The sequence below is a fragment of the Photorhabdus sp. RM323S genome (assembly GCF_042879375.1).
Taxonomy (GTDB): Bacteria; Pseudomonadota; Gammaproteobacteria; order Enterobacterales; family Enterobacteriaceae; genus Photorhabdus; species Photorhabdus tasmaniensis.
Genome location: NZ_JBHFKZ010000012.1, coordinates 63,524 through 82,318, shown reverse-complemented (window position 1 = coordinate 82,318; position 18,795 = coordinate 63,524). Strand labels below are relative to the sequence as shown.

Annotated in this window: 12 protein-coding genes; 10 read left to right on the top strand and 2 right to left on the bottom strand. The window is 44.6% G+C overall.

Annotation, left to right across the window (positions count from 1 at the left end):
* Positions 1-623: 623 nt before the first annotated feature.
* On the top strand, positions 624-1,163 hold the full coding sequence (gene tadA, locus ACGF7G_RS08120) for a tRNA adenosine(34) deaminase TadA (protein WP_133814865.1): 540 nt from the start codon (positions 624-626) through the stop codon (positions 1,161-1,163).
* 3 nt (positions 1,164-1,166) lie between these two features.
* On the opposite strand, the gene mltF is transcribed toward tadA, so the two are convergent.
* The gene (gene mltF / locus ACGF7G_RS08115) at positions 1,167-2,591 is read right to left on the bottom strand and encodes a membrane-bound lytic murein transglycosylase MltF (protein ID WP_387464646.1); all 1,425 of its coding nucleotides are present in this window, start codon (positions 2,589-2,591) and stop codon (positions 1,167-1,169) included.
* A gap of 312 nt (positions 2,592-2,903) precedes the next feature.
* Here mltF and purL point away from each other — a divergent pair, with 312 nt between their 5' ends.
* The 9 genes from purL (at position 2,904) to sixA (ending at position 18,123) form a co-directional block, all read left to right on the top strand.
* On the top strand, positions 2,904-6,791 hold the full coding sequence (gene purL, locus ACGF7G_RS08110) for a phosphoribosylformylglycinamidine synthase (RefSeq protein ID WP_387464668.1): 3,888 nt from the start codon (positions 2,904-2,906) through the stop codon (positions 6,789-6,791).
* Positions 6,792-7,774: 983 nt separating this feature from the next.
* Positions 7,775-9,214: an ATP-binding protein gene (locus tag ACGF7G_RS08105; RefSeq protein ID WP_387464645.1), complete on the top strand. Its 1,440-nt coding sequence runs from the start codon at positions 7,775-7,777 to the stop codon at positions 9,212-9,214.
* Between the two features lie 3 nt (positions 9,215-9,217).
* Positions 9,218-10,060 carry a two-component system QseEF-associated lipoprotein QseG gene (qseG, locus tag ACGF7G_RS08100; protein ID WP_387464643.1) on the top strand — a complete coding sequence of 281 codons (843 nt, stop codon included), beginning with the start codon at positions 9,218-9,220 and terminating at the stop codon, positions 10,058-10,060.
* Complete coding sequence (gene glrR / locus ACGF7G_RS08095; RefSeq protein ID WP_387464641.1) at positions 10,057-11,394, top strand: two-component system response regulator GlrR; 1,338 nt, start codon at positions 10,057-10,059, stop codon at positions 11,392-11,394. The genes qseG and glrR overlap by 4 nt, the downstream gene beginning before the upstream one ends.
* A gap of 77 nt (positions 11,395-11,471) precedes the next feature.
* On the top strand, positions 11,472-13,094 hold the full coding sequence (locus ACGF7G_RS08090; RefSeq protein ID WP_387464639.1) for an NAD+ synthase: 1,623 nt from the start codon (positions 11,472-11,474) through the stop codon (positions 13,092-13,094).
* Positions 13,095-13,109: 15 nt separating this feature from the next.
* Positions 13,110-13,448 (top strand): nitrogen regulatory protein P-II, encoded by a 339-nt coding sequence (glnB, locus tag ACGF7G_RS08085; RefSeq protein WP_011147501.1) that lies wholly within the window; start codon positions 13,110-13,112, stop codon positions 13,446-13,448.
* A 545-nt stretch (positions 13,449-13,993) separates the two neighbouring features.
* A complete protein-coding gene (gene fadI, locus ACGF7G_RS08080) occupies positions 13,994-15,304 on the top strand; it encodes an acetyl-CoA C-acyltransferase FadI (protein WP_387464638.1) in 1,311 nt (436 codons plus the stop codon).
* Complete coding sequence (gene fadJ / locus ACGF7G_RS08075) at positions 15,304-17,487, top strand: fatty acid oxidation complex subunit alpha FadJ (RefSeq protein WP_387464636.1); 2,184 nt, start codon at positions 15,304-15,306, stop codon at positions 17,485-17,487. The genes fadI and fadJ overlap by 1 nt, the downstream gene beginning before the upstream one ends.
* A gap of 153 nt (positions 17,488-17,640) precedes the next feature.
* Positions 17,641-18,123 carry a phosphohistidine phosphatase SixA gene (sixA, locus tag ACGF7G_RS08070; RefSeq protein WP_387464635.1) on the top strand — a complete coding sequence of 161 codons (483 nt, stop codon included), beginning with the start codon at positions 17,641-17,643 and terminating at the stop codon, positions 18,121-18,123.
* A gap of 4 nt (positions 18,124-18,127) precedes the next feature.
* On the opposite strand, the gene smrB is transcribed toward sixA, so the two are convergent.
* Entirely contained in the window at positions 18,128-18,670 is a 543-nt protein-coding gene (gene smrB / locus ACGF7G_RS08065; protein WP_133815009.1) for an endonuclease SmrB, read from the bottom strand.
* Positions 18,671-18,795 lie beyond the last annotated feature (125 nt).

Below are 18,795 nucleotides of genomic sequence, written 5' to 3'. Positions count from 1 at the left end.
ATTAAGTAATGTACTTCATAAGAAACATATTAAATTATTGTGGAAATAATTTCTCACCACTAATGTCAATTATAGTCTGGTTTGGGGTAAATAATGAAATATTCTTTTGGCTTAGGAGGTTAACTATTTATATGTAATTTGTAGTGATAAGTATTTTAATGTTTTTAAATTAAAAATATATCTAAATTAAATATTATCATTATGTTATGAATAATTTTATGTTTTAGTGTTGTGACAAGTTGTTTATTTTGACAAATGTGTTTTAGCTATTTTAGGTGTGTGATCTTGGGTGGGAATATTTTTGTTCTCAATGAGATAAATTAATTTCTTTAAGTAGATATAATTTTCTATTGTGTTTTTTAATGGCGTTATTATTAAAATTATTTAATTGAGTGTTTATATGATTATGTTAATTTTGTACTTCAATATTTCTGCGTGAATAATGTTCTTAATAGTCGAATCCGCCAAATGTTATTTAAAGATAATAATAAGATGCAGCTATGGCGAATATATCAAATAGTTTCGGGTATATGTTACCAGTGTAATGATAAGAAAATATATCTGGAAAATAGGTAAAATAAATCGTTATAATTATCCCTGATGTAATCAAGTGAGATACGGCAGTGACTGAAATATATAGTGATGAATATTGGATGCGGAAGGCTATGGAACGAGCAATAAAAGCATGGGAGCAGGGGGAAATACCTGTTGGCGCTGTATTGGTCGCTGATAATCAAATCCTTGCGGAAGGTTGGAATCAATCTATTATTGCGCATGATCCTATTGCTCATGCAGAAATTATTGCATTACGAAAAGGGGGAGGGAAGTTACAAAATTATCGTCTGTTGAATACTACCTTATATGTCACCCTTGAGCCTTGTATTATGTGTGCTGGCGCTATGGTACATAGCCGTATCCAGCGACTGGTTTATGGTGCCAGCGATATGAAAACGGGTGCTGCCGGTTCTTTGATCGATATATTGCGTCATCCGGGTATGAATCATCAGATTGAAATTACAAGCGGCGTACTTGTTGAAGAGTGTTCCACGATGTTGAGTGCTTTTTTCAAACAACGTCGGGAACAACATAAAGCGTTAAAAGCCGCCAGAAAACAGCAGGAAGAAAATCAACAAAAATTGTTGATTAAGAGTCTATTGGGATAGCAGTTAATTGTTTATTTTTGTTTTTTCTTCCTGAGAAATTAATTTCTTCCGGTTTTCTTTGGCTTGTAAATAGCCGACTAAACTAAGCTGATAACGGCGGATATTTTCGACATAGCGATAAGCCTCATGCCCACGGGCGTATCCATAGGTGGTATTGGTGTAGTATTTTTTCTGGCTTAACAGGGGGATTCGGGCTTTGACATCAAGCCAGCTATTGGGATTCCCTTTCTGTGATGCCGTTAGTTTACGGGCATCCAGCATATGACCATAGCCCATATTGTAAGCAGCCAGTGCAAACCAGATTCGCTCATCTTTAGGGATATTTTCAGGCAGTCGTTTCATTAGGTTTTGCAAATAGATTGCGCCTCCCTTAATACTTTCTTCTGGATCAAGGCGGTCAACAACACCTAATCCTTTAGCCGTCGGGCTGGTTAACATCATCAGGCCACGAACCCCGGTGGGAGAGGTTGCCTGCGGGTCCCAATGAGACTCTTGCCAGGCAATGGCAGCCAGGAGTTGCCAGCTGATTTCGCCGGAGTATTTCTCAAACAGAGGTTGATAAGTAGGCAGAATATGATCAATTGCACTGAGAAAAGAGAGTGTATCGAAATAATCAAATGAGCCGACATGACCAAAATATTTCTCTTCCAACCGTGGCATCACATCTTCTTCCGTCATCTGGCTGAAAAAATCTAGCATGGCGGCATAAAGGCTGTAATCATCAATACGCTTTAAATACCACGTCAGGGGATTATCTTCACTGATATCAAAAGCAATAGCTAAATTAGGGTGAGTACGCTGTTGCAATGCGACATTGATAGAGTCGCCCAAGGTGTAATCCAGTTTGCCTTCTGATACCAGTTCCAGTAATTCCCGAGTGTTGTATTGCTGTGTCTCATCCCATTCAAGTTCTGGGTAAGACTCTTCTTTTATCTTTTTCAGCGTATTGACATGAGCTGAACCGGAAGTGACCAGCAATTTTCCTTTCAAGTCCTTAAAAGAGCGGGGACGTGGAGTCCCTTTGCGGTAAATCAGTTGTTGAGAAACAGAATAGTAAGCTGGGCCAGTGTGGGTTTGCTCCAGTCTCTCCTCATTATAGGTAAGACCGGCAGCCAAAAAATCAGCGTCACCCTTTTCCAGATCATCAAATAACTGGTTGAAATTTGTTCTGAATTTGATTTCCAATTTAACGCCAAGATAATCAGCAAAGCGTTTCGCCAACTCGTAATCAAACCCATTTGGTTCTTTTTTGCTTGTAAGATGAATCAGAGGTGAGCTGATTGTGCTGATCCGTAGCTCTCCCCTGGTCACGATCCTGTTAATCTGCTCCCGCTGTTTATTCGGCCAACTGATGTTCAGACTGATAATTGCGGCAGAAAAAAGAGCGATAACAATGATAACGAAATAATTTATTTTTATATTATTCAAACGGTTATCTCTGTATAACGCGGTGTGGTGCGATGTAAAAACGCGTTATATTATCATGGCTTATATCCTCGCCCGCACTGGGCGAGGGTTTACGGCGGATTTTGCTAAATTTCCAGTGATTGAGCATTTTGCGGAACAAAAACTTGCGACGCAACTTAATTGATACCATTTGCATAACCTGGCGATAAAATAATTAGCATTAATAATCGTCACGCAAACGGTTTCGTCACTGGTCGCAATCCTCTATAATGTGCCCGTTTCCCCCTGAGGCATCAGTCAGGCTTTGCTTCTAAGATGAGAGAATGTATTACTATGGAAATTCTGCGTGGTTCACCCGCTTTATCGGCATTTCGTATCACCAAGCTCCTTTCTGTGTGTCAGGAACAGCAACTTCCGATCAATGATATTTATGCGGAATATGTTCATTTCGCAGAAATTAATGCAACTTTGAGTGATGTTGATTTAGCAAAATTACAACGATTATTAAAATATGGACCTTCTCTGGCTGAACACGAACCACAAGGTACATTGCTGTTAGTGGCTCCTCGTCCGGGAACCATTTCCCCGTGGTCTTCGAAAGCAACCGATATTGCTCACAATTGTGGTCTGTCTCAGGTTGTACGTTTGGAGCGTGGTCTAGCTTACTACGTTCAGTGTGATGAAATGAGTGAGGCACAATGGCAAACGTTATCGGCGTTGTTGCATGACCGGATGATGGAAACGGTTTTTACGCAACTGGAACAGGCGGAGAAATTATTTTCTCATCAGCAACCCGCTCCGTTAAAACGCATTGATATTCTGCAAACAGGGCGTAGTGCGTTAGAGAAAGCCAATATTGAACTTGGGTTGGCGTTGGCCCCGGATGAGATTGATTATCTGATGGAGGCTTTCCAGAAACTGGAGCGTAATCCAACCGATATTGAGCTTTATATGTTTGCTCAGGCTAATTCAGAGCATTGTCGCCATAAAATATTTAATGCTGACTGGATTATTGATGGTCAGGAGCAGCCAAAATCACTGTTCAAAATGATTAAAAATACCTATGAGCAGACACCTGATTATGTCCTGTCAGCTTATAAAGATAACGCCGCTGTCATGGAAGGGTCTGATGTTGGCCGTTTCTTTCCCCGTGCGGAAGACGGTTCATATAATTATCATCAGGAGCAGGCCCATATTCTGATGAAAGTTGAAACTCATAATCACCCAACTGCAATTTCCCCGTGGCCAGGGGCATCGACAGGTTCTGGTGGCGAAATCCGTGATGAAGGCGCGACGGGTCGTGGGGCCAAGCCAAAAGCCGGGCTGGTAGGATTTTCGGTATCTAATCTGCGGATACCGGGTTTTGAACAGCCGTGGGAAGAGGATTTCGGTAAACCGGATCGTATCGTCAGCGCTTTGGATATCATGACTGAAGGCCCTCTGGGCGGCGCTGCATTTAATAACGAATTTGGCCGTCCGGCGCTGCTGGGTTATTTTCGTACCTATGAAGAAAAAGTAAGCAGCCATAACGGCAGTGAATTACGTGGCTACCACAAACCCATCATGCTGGCGGGTGGGATGGGGAATATCCGTGATGAGCACGTCAAAAAGGGTGAAATTTCTGTTGGCGCTAAATTAATTGTACTTGGCGGCCCGTCTATGAACATTGGTTTGGGCGGTGGTGCGGCATCTTCTATGGCGTCTGGTCAATCTGATGCTGATCTGGATTTTGCTTCTGTTCAACGCGATAACCCGGAAATGGAACGTCGTTGTCAGGAGGTGATTGATCGCTGTTGGCAATTGGGTGAAAACAATCCGATTCTGTTCATTCATGATGTCGGTGCTGGTGGGCTCTCTAATGCTATGCCTGAGCTGGTCAGTGATGGTGGTCGCGGTGGACGGTTTGAACTACGTAAAATTCTTAATGATGAACCGGGAATGAGTCCACTGGAAGTTTGGTGTAATGAATCTCAGGAGCGTTATGTACTGGCTGTTGCGCCAGAACAGCTTCCTCTGTTTGAAGAGATTTGCCGGCGTGAGCGGGCACCTTATACCGTTATCGGCGAGGCAACAGAAGAGCGTCATTTGCTGCTGAATGATGAGCACTTTGATAACCAGCCAATTGATATGCCGCTGGATGTGCTGCTGGGTAAAACGCCAAAAATGTTGCGTAATGTCAGTACATTAAAAGCCAGTGGTGAAAACCTTGAGCGCCGGGATATCAATCTGGCGGAAGCTGTTAAGCGCATTATGCACTTGCCGGCTGTGGCGGAAAAAACATTCCTGATAACGATAGGCGATCGCACAGTGACTGGCATGGTTTCCCGTGATCAAATGGTTGGTCCGTGGCAGATCCCGGTGGCAGATTGTGCTGTTACTACTGCCAGCCTTGATAGCTACTATGGCGAAGCAATGTCTATGGGTGAACGAGCGCCAATCGCTCTGCTGGATTTTTCCGCTTCTGCCCGTATGGCTGTTGGTGAAGCGCTAACGAATATCGCTTCTGCTTATGTTCAGGATTTGAAACGTATCAAGCTTTCAGCTAACTGGATGTCTGCCGCGGGTCATCCTGGCGAGGATGCCGGTTTGTATGCGGCAGTTAAAGCTGTGGGTGAAGAGCTGTGTCCTGCTCTGGGGCTGACTATTCCAGTGGGTAAAGATTCCATGTCGATGAAAACCTGCTGGAATGACCAAGGTGAAGAGCGTGAAATGACGTCACCTTTGTCACTGGTGATTACCGCCTTCGCCAGAGTGGAAGATGTGCGTCGTACAGTCACGCCAGAGCTTTCCACTGATGACGATAATGCGTTGTTGTTAATCGATTTGGGACAAGGGAAGAACACCTTGGGTGGCACCGCGTTGGCACAGGTTTACCGCCAGCTTGGTAACAAGACTGCTGATGTACGTAGTGCCGAGCAATTGGCTGGATTTTTCAATGCGGTTCAGCAACTGATTGCAGAACAGAAATTACTGGCCTATCACGACCGTTCTGATGGTGGCTTGCTGGTAACCCTGGCTGAAATGGCTTTTGCCGGTCATTGTGGCCTTGAAGCTGATATCAGTGTGTTTGATGAAGATATTCTGGCTGCACTGTTTACGGAAGAGTTGGGTGCTGTAGTTCAGATCCGTTCATCTGATAGAGCATTTGTTGAAAACCTGCTGGCAGAACATGGATTGGCTGCTTGCGTGCATTATTTGGGTAAGGCCAAAGTGGGTGATGATTTTGTCATCTTTAGCGGCAATACCGAAGTATATCGTCAGAATCGCAGTACTCTGCGTCTATGGTGGGCCGAAACTACATGGCAAATGCAGCGTCTGCGTGATAATCCGGAGTGTGCAGATCAGGAGCATCAGGCTAAACGGGATAATCAAGATCCTGGACTGAATGTAAAACTGACTTTTGATATTTCAGAAGATATTGCCGCGCCTTACATTTTGCAGCGGGTAAGGCCGAAAGTGGCTGTCCTGCGTGAGCAGGGTGTTAACTCCCATGTTGAAATGGCCGCTGCCTTCCACCGGGCGGGTTTTACAGCTATTGATGTGCATATGAGTGATTTGCTGTCTGGACGTATCGGATTGGAACAGTTCCAGACATTGGTCGCTTGTGGCGGCTTCTCTTATGGTGACGTGCTGGGTGCTGGTGAAGGTTGGGCGAAATCAATTCTGTTCAATGAACGTGTTCGTGATGAATTTGCGGCTTTCTTTACACGGCCTGATACTCTGGCGCTTGGTGTTTGTAATGGTTGCCAGATGATGTCTAACCTGCGGGAGTTAATCCCAGGTGCGGAACATTGGCCGCGTTTTGTCCGTAACCGCTCAGAACGTTTTGAGGCTCGTTTCAGTTTGGTGGAAATTACGGACAGTCCGTCACTCTTCCTGAAAGATATGGTGGGTTCACGTATGCCGATTGCTGTTTCTCATGGTGAAGGGCAAGTGGAATTCCGCGATAGCCAGCATCTTAAGATGCTTGAAAGTAACCGGTTAGTGGCTTTGCGTTACGTGAATAACTATGGTCAGGTCACGGAAAATTATCCAGCTAACCCAAATGGTTCAGTGAATGGTATTACCGCAGTCACCAGCGTTGATGGGCGGGCAACTGTGATGATGCCGCATCCAGAAAGGGTATCCCGCACTGTGAATAACTCTTGGCATCCAGAGGAGTGGAGCGAAGATGGTCCGTGGATGCGGATTTTCCGTAATGCCCGTAAGCAGTTAGGGTAGTATTGCTGTGTAAGTAAATTGTGTCCGGCGGTTTTTAACAAAAACCGCCATAAATCTTAGCTTTTTGCCAAGCTTTGCAGACCATCTCGCAGCTCATTAGATGACACTATCCGCCCAGCTTTCACGTCTTTTTCAGCAAAGGATAGCAAGCGCAGCAATGCCATTTATTCTTGCTGCATTTCAAACTTTTTTTTAAACGCAGAAATTGTTGTAATCCGCGAATTTTGAATTTGATACATATTTTCTTCCGATATAGAGACTTTTTTGTTTTTGTCCGCAATGACATGATGCTAGTGCTAATTATTCAAATGTGAAAGTCTTGTACCGGAAATTCTTAGGAATTCAGGCCCTGTTTCACCATTGTCTCAATTAGCCGACAAATGCCATTATAGGTGTCTCAAAAAGGAGACATTTAATTATATGATTTATATCTATTTTAATTTTCATGATTTCAGGTGTCTGTAATTGGCGACAGAAAACAAATTTTATTTATGCCAGAAACAAGGTATTTTGTAGCTGAAACGTTAATTTTTTTATTTTTAATAATAAAATCAAATTATTATAATTTTAATTTTAATGTTGGCACGGAATCTGCATTAGGTTAGCGCAGTTGCTCATTCAACTTCTTATGTCGGTCCACAACAAGGTGGAGATATCCACATAAACTATCGAATGATGCCAGAGTAAGGTGCCTACCGTCCAACTCAGTGATATCGCTTTCGGGCCTTATCAAACATCGGGCGACACGTGGAGTGAGGCACCAACCTATGTTTGACTGTAGATAAACAGCAGGCATGCGTTATCCTCACTGGCGGGGTAGTAGCAAAAACGACTATCCCGCCATCATAATTCCAGGTTTCTGCCTGCGCCATTGTTGATCGTTTGCATCTTAACTATTTATCAGTAGCAGCAAAATTTACCCGCCGATGGGTTTTTCTATCTGCCCTTTGTCGGTTAGCATAAGTGTACTGGCAGGTTGTGAGATGATTTCCTTGAAAAAATGGCGTTTGTTTCCGCGCTCATTGCGCCAATTAGTTGTCATGGCCTTCTGGCTGGTGTTATTGCCGCTATTGGTTTTGGCTTATCAGGCTTACCAAAGTCTTGATCAGCTCAGTGAAAAAGCGGCTGATATAAACCGTACCACGTTGGCAGATGCCCGCCGTAGTGAGGCGATGACGGGGATTGCACTGGAGATGGAACGCAGTTACCGTCAATATTGTGTGTTGGGGGATAAAACGCTGGAAAATCTCTACCAAAGGCAATATCGGCAATATGCTAAGATGCTGAAAGAGCAGATGGCGATACTTGATGATCAGCAACATATCAAGACGCTTGACAACTTACTGCTGCAATTAACAAAAATCACTTGTCTCAATAGTGAACCCACCGAACCCGCCGCTCAGTTGCTTGAACAATTCTCTGATGCCAATAGTCAGATGGTACAGGCCACCCGTGATGTTATTTTCAGCCGGGGAGAACAGCTACAGAGAGATATTGCTGATAAAGGCCAATTTTTTGGCTGGCAGAGCCTCATTTTGTTTCTACTTAGCGCGTTACTGGTTGCGTTATTTACCCGCATGATTATCGGGCCGGTTAAAGGTATTGAACGAATGATTAACCGACTGGGCGAAGGGCAATCATTGGGGGTTCGTATAGATTCTTTTCCTGGGCCAAGAGAGCTTCGTTCCCTGGCACAGCGGATTGTCTGGCTCAGTGAACGCTTGGCCTGGCTGGAATCACAGCGCCATGAGTTTTTACGTCATATCTCTCATGAACTGAAAACGCCGCTGGCAAGTATGCGGGAAGGGACAGAATTATTGGCGGATGAAGTTGCAGGCCCATTAACGGCTGATCAGCAAGAAGTGGTTGCGATTCTTGATAATAGTAGTAAACATTTACAGCAATTGATCGAGCAATTACTGGATTATAACCGTAAACTGGCAGATAACCCGACGGAACAACAGCAGGTTTCTTTACGGGAAATTGTTAATGAAGTGGTTTTATCACACAGTTTACCGGCGAGATCAAAGAATATTCAGACAGAAATTCAGCTTAATACTGATATTTGTTGGGCAGAACCGACGCTATTAATGCGGGTTATTGATAATCTCTACTCCAATGCGGTGCACTATGGCGCTGAATCCGGTAACATCTGGGTTTCAGGTCGTCAGATTGGCAAATGTGTTCAAATTGATGTTGCCAATACAGGTACACCAATTCCTGAATCAGAACGTAGTATGATTTTTGAACCGTTCTACCAGGGAACGCTCCAGCGCAAAGGCGCAGTGAAAGGCAGCGGTCTTGGGCTCAGTATTGCGCAGGATTGTATTAAGCGTATGGGGGGCGAACTGTTATTAATTCAGAGCGAATTTGCTGACGTTTGTTTTCGTATTGAATTGCCATTAACTGCTGAGAATGAATAAATAATGCATAACAGGTCTACTTACCGTTTTGTACAAAAGACGGATCGGCAGAATATTGCAGTGCAGCCTGGGAAAAACGCTTTTATCGCCAGACTCTTGTTACCGCGAGTTTCAGTTTGGGGTTTCAGAATAATTCCGCTGATCTTTGCTCCTTTTTTATTGACGGGTTGCGTCAAGGCTCCGGTTAATCACGATTTAACCACAGTTGCCCAGATGGTAATCCCAGAACAGCGGGTGACAGATTATCGTGCCGCAGATTGTGATTTGATGTGGGATATAGAGACGTCGCAATCGGTTGAGAACGCGCTTTACTGGCTGCGATTGATCGACTGTTCAGATCTCTTGACGTCAGCCAGAGCCCGTAATGTAGCGAAATACATCATTCCGGTTACTTGGGATCTGGCTTTCAGGCAAAGTATTTTACTTAACAGTGCCGGGCCAACGTTGGCTGAACGTCGGAAAATGGTTGAAAATCTGAATAAATACCGACTGAAATTCCCAGAACCATTGCGACCATTATTAAAATTGTGGCGCGAACAGCAGATTCAGCAAATTGCAGTTGCGGAGGAGCGGGCAAAATTCCAAAAATTACAGGCGGATACGGATAATAAAATTGATCGCCTGCGCGAAAGCCGTGCACAGCTGGAATTTGAACTACAGGAAACGTCCCGTAAATTGGAAAACCTGACAGATATTGAGCGTCAGCTCTCTTCCCGTAAGCAAAATCAGGGTAGTACTGGTTCAGGCAGCTCAAATGGACATACTGAGACGCCGGCAATAGCATCACCTAGCGAAAATAGTAAGCCAGGTAATACATCTGAATCAGATAAAGGAGCAGCACAATGACAGCGCGTAAGCCAGCCCATCTTCTTCTGGTTGATGACGATCCGGGTTTGTTGAAATTATTGGGAATGCGTCTTACCAGCGAAGGTTTTCGTGTCACAACCGCAGAAAGCGGCTGTGAAGCACTGAAATTGTTAGCGAAAGAAAAGATCGATTTAGTGATCAGCGATTTGCGTATGGATGAAATGGATGGTATGGCGTTGTTTGCTGAAATCCAGAAACAGCAACCCGGTATGCCGGTCATTATCCTGACCGCTCATGGCTCCATTCCGGATGCAGTAGCGGCAACTCAGCAAGGCGTCTTTAGTTTTCTGACCAAACCTGTTGACCGGGATGCGCTTTATAAAGCGATTGATGGCGCATTGGCGTTATCCACTCCTGCTGGTGATGAACAATGGCGGGAGCAGATAGTCACCCGTAGTCCCGTTATGTTGCGCTTGTTGGAACAAGCACGAATGGTCGCTCAATCCGATGTGAGTGTGCTGATAAACGGCCAGAGTGGTACGGGGAAAGAAGTGTTAGCCCAGGCCATTCACCGCGCCAGCCCACGGGCGAAAAAGCCATTTATTGCGATTAACTGTGGCGCGTTGCCGGAACAACTACTTGAGTCAGAACTGTTTGGGCATTCCAAAGGGGCATTTACCGGTGCGGTCAGCAGTCGTGAAGGGTTGTTTCTTGCGGCACAGGGCGGGACACTGTTTCTCGATGAAATTGGTGATATGCCGCTGGCTTTGCAGGTTAAATTATTGCGGGTATTGCAGGAGCGTAAAATACGCCCGTTAGGAAGTAACCGTGATCTGGATATTGATGTGCGGATTATCTCAGCGACTCACCGTGATTTGCCGAAAGCAATGGCAAAGAATGAATTCCGTGAAGATCTTTACTACCGGCTGAATGTCGTTAATTTGAAAATTCCTACTTTGAATGGCAGGGTTGAAGATATTCCTTTACTGGCGAATCATCTGTTGCGTGGATCAGCGAAGCGCCATAAACCTTTTGTCCGTAGCTTCTCTGCTGATGCAATGAAATGTTTGATGGCGGCAAGTTGGCCGGGAAATGTGCGCCAGCTTGTGAACGTCATCGAACAATGTGTTGCGTTAACTACCGCCCCGGTTATTAGTGAAGCGCTGGTTACACAGGCGCTGGAAGGGGAAAATACGGCGTTACCCACTTTTGCTGAAGCCCGAAATCAGTTTGAGCTGAATTACCTGCGTAAGTTACTGCAAATGACCAAAGGTAATGTGACTCATGCTGCGCGTATGGCGGGGCGCAACCGGACTGAATTCTACAAATTACTGGCGCGTCATGAATTAGATGCGAATGATTTTAAAGAATAACTTTTCTGCTACTCAGGAAGTTTTTACACTGAAAATTGATATATAAATAGATTGATGGCCCGGGAGAGCCAAATTGTATGAGCCGTACTCTTAATATTGCCCTCGCACAGCTTAATTGGGTGATTGGTGACATTGAAGGCAACTGCGAACGTATGTTGCAAACAGTGCAGGAACAACAGCAACAAGACGCTGATTTGGTGATGTTTTCTGAACTGGCGTTATCCGGTTATTCTCCAGAAGATCTATTATTTCGCGCTGATTTTCATCAGCGTTGCCGCGAGCAGCTTACACGTTTACAGGCTGCCAGTGGCCTAACCGCTATTTTGGTTGGGCATCCCTGGGAGCAGGACGGGGAAATTTACAACGCACTTTCCTTATTCTGGCAAGGGGAAGTCTTGGCCCGTTATTTTAAACAGCGGTTGCCGAATTATGGTGTTTTTGATGAAAAACGCTATTTCAAAGCTAGCGATCAAAGCTGTGTGGCACCATTCAAGGGATATAACCTTGGTCTGCTGATTTGTGAAGATTTATGGTTTGATGAGCCGGTTGATGCTTTGAAACTGGCTGGTGCGGATTTAATTCTTTCTATCAATGCTTCTCCATATAATCGTGAAAAGCCCTATATCCGTTATGAATTAATTAAAGAGCATTGCCAGCGTACAGATTTACCGATGATTTACCTTAATCAGATTGGTGGTCAGGACGAACTGATTTTCGATGGCTGTTCCAAAGTCTTCAATGCCAGTGGTGAAATAACTCACCGGTTGGCCGCATTTAATGAACAAATCCAGCAGTGCCGTTTTAATGAATTGAATATCGAACCTATGGTTAATCCGGCACCTCAATTACCGCCATTGCAACAGATATATCAGGCGTTAGTCCTTTCAGTGCATGACTATGTCCGCAAAAATGGCTTTAAAGGTGTTCTGTTAGGCTTATCTGGTGGTATTGATTCTGGCCTGACGTTGGCAATTGCGGTTGATGCATTGGGTAAAGATTATGTTCAGGCGGTGATGATGCCGTTCCGCTATACATCTGAAATGAGTATAGAAGATGCCAAAGAACAGGCCGATATGTTGGGTGTTGAGTTTAATGTGGTATCGATCGAGCCGGTATTTGATGCGTTTATGACACAATTTGAACCTCTGTTTGCCGGTACTGCCAAAGATACTACAGAAGAGAACTTACAGGCGCGTTGCCGTGCGGTTATTCTGATGGCGATGTCCAATAAACGCCATCGTCTGGTACTGACGACCAGTAATAAGAGTGAATCGGCTGTGGGATATTCCACATTATACGGTGATATGGCGGGTGGTTTTAATGCGCTGAAAGATGTACCGAAAACATTGGTATTTGAATTGGCAAAATACCGTAATACCGTTTCTCCGGCGATACCTCAAAGAGTGATTGATCGGCCGCCATCGGCAGAATTGGCACCGGGACAACTTGATCAGGACAGTTTACCGCCATATGACATTCTGGATGATATTCTGGAGGGTTATGTGGAACAAGATAAATCAGTTGAGGAACTGGTAGCAGCGGGTTTTGATGAACAAGTTGTACGTAAAGTGATTCGTCTGGTTGATATCAACGAATATAAACGTCGTCAGGCACCGGTTGGCCCGCGTATTACCCCACGCAATTTTGGTAAAGACAGACGCTACCCGATTACCTCTGGTTTCGGTCGTAAAAACTGGTAACAACAGGAAAACTTCATGAAAAAGATTGATGCGATTATCAAACCCTTCAAGCTGGATGATGTGCGTGAAGCGCTGGCGGAAGTGGGTATCACCGGTATGACTGTGACAGAAGTGAAAGGTTTTGGACGTCAGAAAGGGCATACAGAACTGTATCGTGGTGCGGAATATATGGTGGATTTTCTGCCGAAAGTAAAAATCGAAATTGTTGTGCCAGATGATATTGTCGACACCTGTGTTGAAACCATTATGCAGACCGCGCAAACCGGAAAAATCGGTGATGGTAAAATCTTTGTATTCGATGTTGCCCGTGTTGTGCGTATTCGTACCGGTGAACAGGACGAAGAGGCGATTTAGCTAATTTAACTTTGGGGGTGGTAACAGGCAGATCAAAGGCCACCCTCTATAAACATTGGGATCTTGATAGATAGCCGGTATTTGCTGACCGTGGTCGGAGGTCTGAATAGATTAAGCGATGAAATATTTGCATGTAAAATCAAAGTATTGGCTGATATAAAGGATATTTAACAAAATTGCGAAATTATCCCGCTTGAATTCTTATTGGCCTCACTTATCAGGACGTCAGGGCGTCTGAGGACGTATCGCTTATGATAATCGACTGTTTATTCATGCGGTATTCTGGATTTTACGGGTAGGTGCCCCCTGGAATGACAAAGGCGTACTTTGGTCAAGCATTTTATGACGACACTATCTAAGAAGTATTGAAATTATTTCGCCATTAAATAAATTAAAGTTGCGCTCCCTCTCATTTTTAGTTTATTCAGGTTTGCTATTTATAAACATTACGCTAACAATGATCTATCAGGTCGGACCTGTTCAGGTCGCTTAAAAATTTTTTTCAGTAATTTGATTGAGTTAACGATAATCTTTCAGGAGCCGTTATGAGTCGTCCTTTAACAAAAGTGACACAGCAAGGTGATCGTATCGCTATTGTCAGCGGGCTACGAATTCCATTTGCTAAACAGGCAACATCGTATCATGGCATACCGGCTGTGGATTTGGGTAAATCAGTTGTCAGCGAATTGGTGGCCAGGAGTGGTTTACCCCCTGAAAAGATTGATCAACTGGTGTTTGGGCAAGTGGTGCAAATGCCTGAAGCACCAAATATTGCCCGTGAAATCGTTCTTGGTGCTGGATTGAGTGTCAATACTGATGCTTACAGTGTATCCCGTGCATGTGCGACCAGCTTTCAGGCGATTGCCAATGTGGCTGAAAGCATTATGGCCGGTACGGTGAATATCGGGATTGCTGGCGGAGCAGATTCCTCTTCTGTACTGCCTATTGGTGTGACTAAATCTTTGGCCCGTACTCTTGTGGATATGAATAAGGCGAAAACCTTATCACAACGTCTTAAATTACTTAGCCGCCTTAAATTTCGGGATTTATTGCCTGTATCTCCTGCGGTAGCGGAATATTCGACAGGTCTGCGTATGGGAGATACCGCAGAACAAATGGCGAAGACTTACCGTATCAGCCGGGAAGCTCAGGATGCATTGGCACACCGATCCCATGTTCTGGCGGCAAAAGCTTGGGAACAGGGGCTGCTGGTTGATGAAGTTATGACTGCTCATTTCCCGCCATACCGTGAAGCCTTGCTTGAAGATAATAATATTCGTACAAATTCCGTATTAACTTCCTATGAGAAGCTACGTCCGGCATTTGACCGCAAGCACGGCACTGTCACTGCCGCAAACAGTACACCGCTGACAGATGGCGCAGCGGCAGTCATATTGATGCGTGAATCTGTAGCAAAAGCGTTGGGAATGAAACCGCTTGGTTATCTGCGTAGTTATGCATTCTCAGCAATTGATGTTTGGCAGGATATGCTACTGGGGCCGTCATACGCGACGCCAATAGCGCTTGATCGTGCAGGTATTACGCTAAAAGATCTGACTTTAATTGATATGCATGAAGCCTTTGCTGCTCAGACACTGGCAAACCTGAAAATGTTCGCCAGTGATGAATTTGCCCGTAACAAATTAGGGCGTGCTCAGGCAATTGGTGAAGTCGACATGGATAAATTTAATGTCTTGGGTGGGTCAATTGCTTATGGACACCCATTTGCAGCAACCGGGGCTCGTATGGTGACGCAGGTATTGAATGAGTTGCGTCGTCGTGGCGGCGGATTGGGGTTAACGACTGCCTGTGCTGCTGGCGGGTTGGGCACAGCTATGGTATTGGAGGTGGAATAATGGCTCAGTCTCAGCATGACGCTGCAACCATCACTGCGGATGCAAAACAGACAGCTTCCGTTTTCAGTTTTGATATAAGGCCGGACAAAATCGGCGTTATCACTATTGATATACCGGGAGAGAAGGTAAATACGTTGAAAGCAGAATTTGTTGATCAATTTCTGCATGTTTTCAAACAAGCTCAACAATCTTCCGGCCTTAAAGGATTAATTTTGATTTCTGGTAAGCCGGATACCTTTATTGCCGGTGCTGATATCTCCATGATTGCCGGGTGTCAAACCAAAGAAGAGGCACAAGATCTGGCTGAAAAGGGCCAAAAATTGTTTTCTCAAATAGCCAATTATCCTTTGCCTGTTGTAGCGGCGATTCATGGCGCTTGTTTAGGGGGCGGTCTGGAGCTGGCGCTTGCATGTCATTGGCGTATTTGTTCACTGGATGATAAAACCCGGCTTGGATTACCTGAAGTTCAACTTGGGTTATTACCGGGTTCAGGTGGTACTCAGCGGCTGCCAAGATTAATTGGTGTCAGTTCAGCTCTGGATATAATTCTGACAGGCAAGCAGTTACGGGCGAAACAGGCATTGCGGCTCGGTGTGGTGGATGACGCGGTGCCGTTAGATATTTTGCTGGAGGTCGCTGTTGAAAAAGTTAAAAAAGGCATTCCGGTGCGTAAACCTTTGCCATGGCAACAGCGATTGTTAGTTGGGCCGGTGGGACGATATTTTTTGTTTAATTTCGTTCGCAAAAAGACGTTGGCGAAAACTCGTGGGCATTATCCGGCCCCTGAGCGAATTATTGCGGTTGTCAAAGAAGGTCTTGAGAAAGGTATGACCCAAGGTTTACGGGCCGAGGCAATAGCATTCGGTGAGCTGGCAATGACACGGGAATCTGCCGCTTTACGTAATCTGTTTTTTGCTGCAACTTCACTGAAAAATGAAACGGGTTCATCAGAGAAGCCCGCGAAAATCGAACGTGTTGGTATATTAGGTGGTGGTTTGATGGGCGGGGGAATTGCTAATGTAACAACCCTCCGAGGCAAATTGTCGGTGCGTATCAAAGATATTAATGAAAAGGGTATTAGTCAGGTACTAAAGTACACGTGGGATTTATTATCTAAACGGGTGAAGCAAAAACGATTACGCCCCGCAGAGCGTGCTCAACAAATGATGCTGATTTCGGGAACGACGGATTATCGCGGTTTTGAACAGACAGATATTGTTGTTGAGGCGGTATTTGAGGATTTGTCACTGAAACAGCAAATGGTGGCGGAAATTGAAGCAAATGCTAAACCAGAAACCGTGTTTGCATCCAATACCTCTTCACTGCCTATCCATCAGATTGCAGAAAAAGCGCAACGACCAGAGCAGGTTATTGGTCTGCATTATTTTAGCCCAGTGAATAAAATGCCTTTGGTGGAAGTGATCCCACATCAAGGAACCAGTGAAAAAACGATTGCTACTGCGGTTGCTTTGGCAAAGAAACAGGGTAAAACCGCTATCGTGGTCGGTGATAAAGCTGGGTTTTATGTGAATCGGATCCTTGTTCCTTATATCAGTGAAGCAGCGAATTGCCTGGTAGAAGGAGAACCGATTGATCATATAGATAAGGCACTGGTTAATTTTGGTTTTCCGGTTGGGCCGATCAATTTATTAGATGAAGTTGGCATTGATGTTGGCACCAAAATTATGCCGATTCTGGTAGAGCAGCTAGGGCCGCGTTTTGCTGCACCTGAATCTCTTGATGCTGTACTGAAAGATGGTCGTAAGGGCAGGAAAAATGGTCGTGGCTTCTATTTGTATACATCAGAGGGCAGAAAATTCTGGCCGTTTGGTAAGCGAAGCAAAAAGGTTGATAGTTCAGTTTATACTTTACTGAATATTACCCCTGAGTCGCGTATGATCTCTTCAGAAATTGCTCAACGTTGTGTGATGTTGATGCTTAATGAAGCAGTTCGTTGCCTGGATGAAGGGATTATCAGAAGCCCGCGAGATGGTGATATTGGTGCGGTATTTGGCATTGGTTTTCCACCATTTTTTGGTGGTCCATTCCGCTATATCGATAGTCTGGGTTGTGTCAGAGTGGTGGAGATTTTACGCAGGCTGGAAAGTCAGCATGGAGATAGATTTATCCCTTGTGATCACTTAGTGAAAATGGCTGAACAGAATAAAAATTTCTATCCGTAGTAACCTATTACTATATTTATGAAAAAATTGATTCCGGTGTCGCTGAGGTACCGGAATCATCTTTAGTATTTTTGCATAAAAAAGATCTCTTTTAATTTCAAGTAATACCCATTGGGTTGTTGTTCAATCATTAACTCATTCATACGGTGGATTATGCAAGTTTTTATTATGCGTCATGGCGACGCAGCTTTGGATGCAATTAGCGACACAGCCCGGCAACTCACTCCTCGCGGTTGTCATGAATCACAAGAAATGGCTCGTTGGTTGGCACAGCAGGAGCCTCAGATTGGTCTCGTATTGGTGAGTCCTTATATTCGCGCTGAACAGACGTTACAGGTTGTTCGCAAATCCTTATCATTACCGGATGGTAAAGAAGTGTTGCCAGGATTAACGCCATCAGGTGATGCTGCTACGGTTAGCAGTTATCTACAGGTTCTTGCTGAACAAGGATATAACGCTGTTTTGGTTGTCTCCCACTTACCGTTAGTCGGCTATTTGGTTGCCGAATTATGTCCGGCAGAAACACCTCCGATGTTTGCAACTTCTGCAATCACATGTGTGGATTTAGACAACCAAACGGGCAAAGGAACTCTTATCTGGCAGGTCAGTCCGTCACAATTGGCAGCAAAGGCCTGATAATTCAGCGATATCTGAGATCATCAAGTTCGACAAGTATCAATAATGCGGCGTTGCCACCCCATTCTTTCGGTGCTTGGTGGAAGGCGATGATATCTGGATGCTGGGCCAGCCATAGCGGGGTTTGCTGTTTGAGAATGTGTTTCCCGTGGCCGTGCATGACGCAAGCACAATAGACATGTTCACGGCGGCAAGCCGCGATCAACGCCCCAATTTCCTGCTTGGCCTGCATTTGAGTGAGTCCGTGTAAATCAAGGAACAGTTCTGGTGAATAGTCGCCCCGGCGTAGTTTTTTCAGTTCATAATGGCTTACGCCTTCCCGTACGTAGCGGGTAGGGCCTTCTGTATCAAGGTTGGGCTGAAATTCATCAGAAAAATAGTAGCTTGCATTAATTTGCTCTTGTTGTATTCGCTCAGGGACAATATGGCTGGTCTTTTTTCTTCTGGGAGGATGTAAGACGGTATCCTGATTCATGCGTTTGGTGCCTGCTACCGATTCTTTAAACAAACTAATCTCTTCCTCGTTCAGGGAATATTTATTCTTCATCATTGCTCAGTTAATCAAACTATTTTGTGACAAGTGTACTGCATCTTTTTAACGATTGAACCTGATTATATTAAATGAAACCTGATTTTACTTGGTTTGTGGTCTAAAAACACCGATAAGAAAGT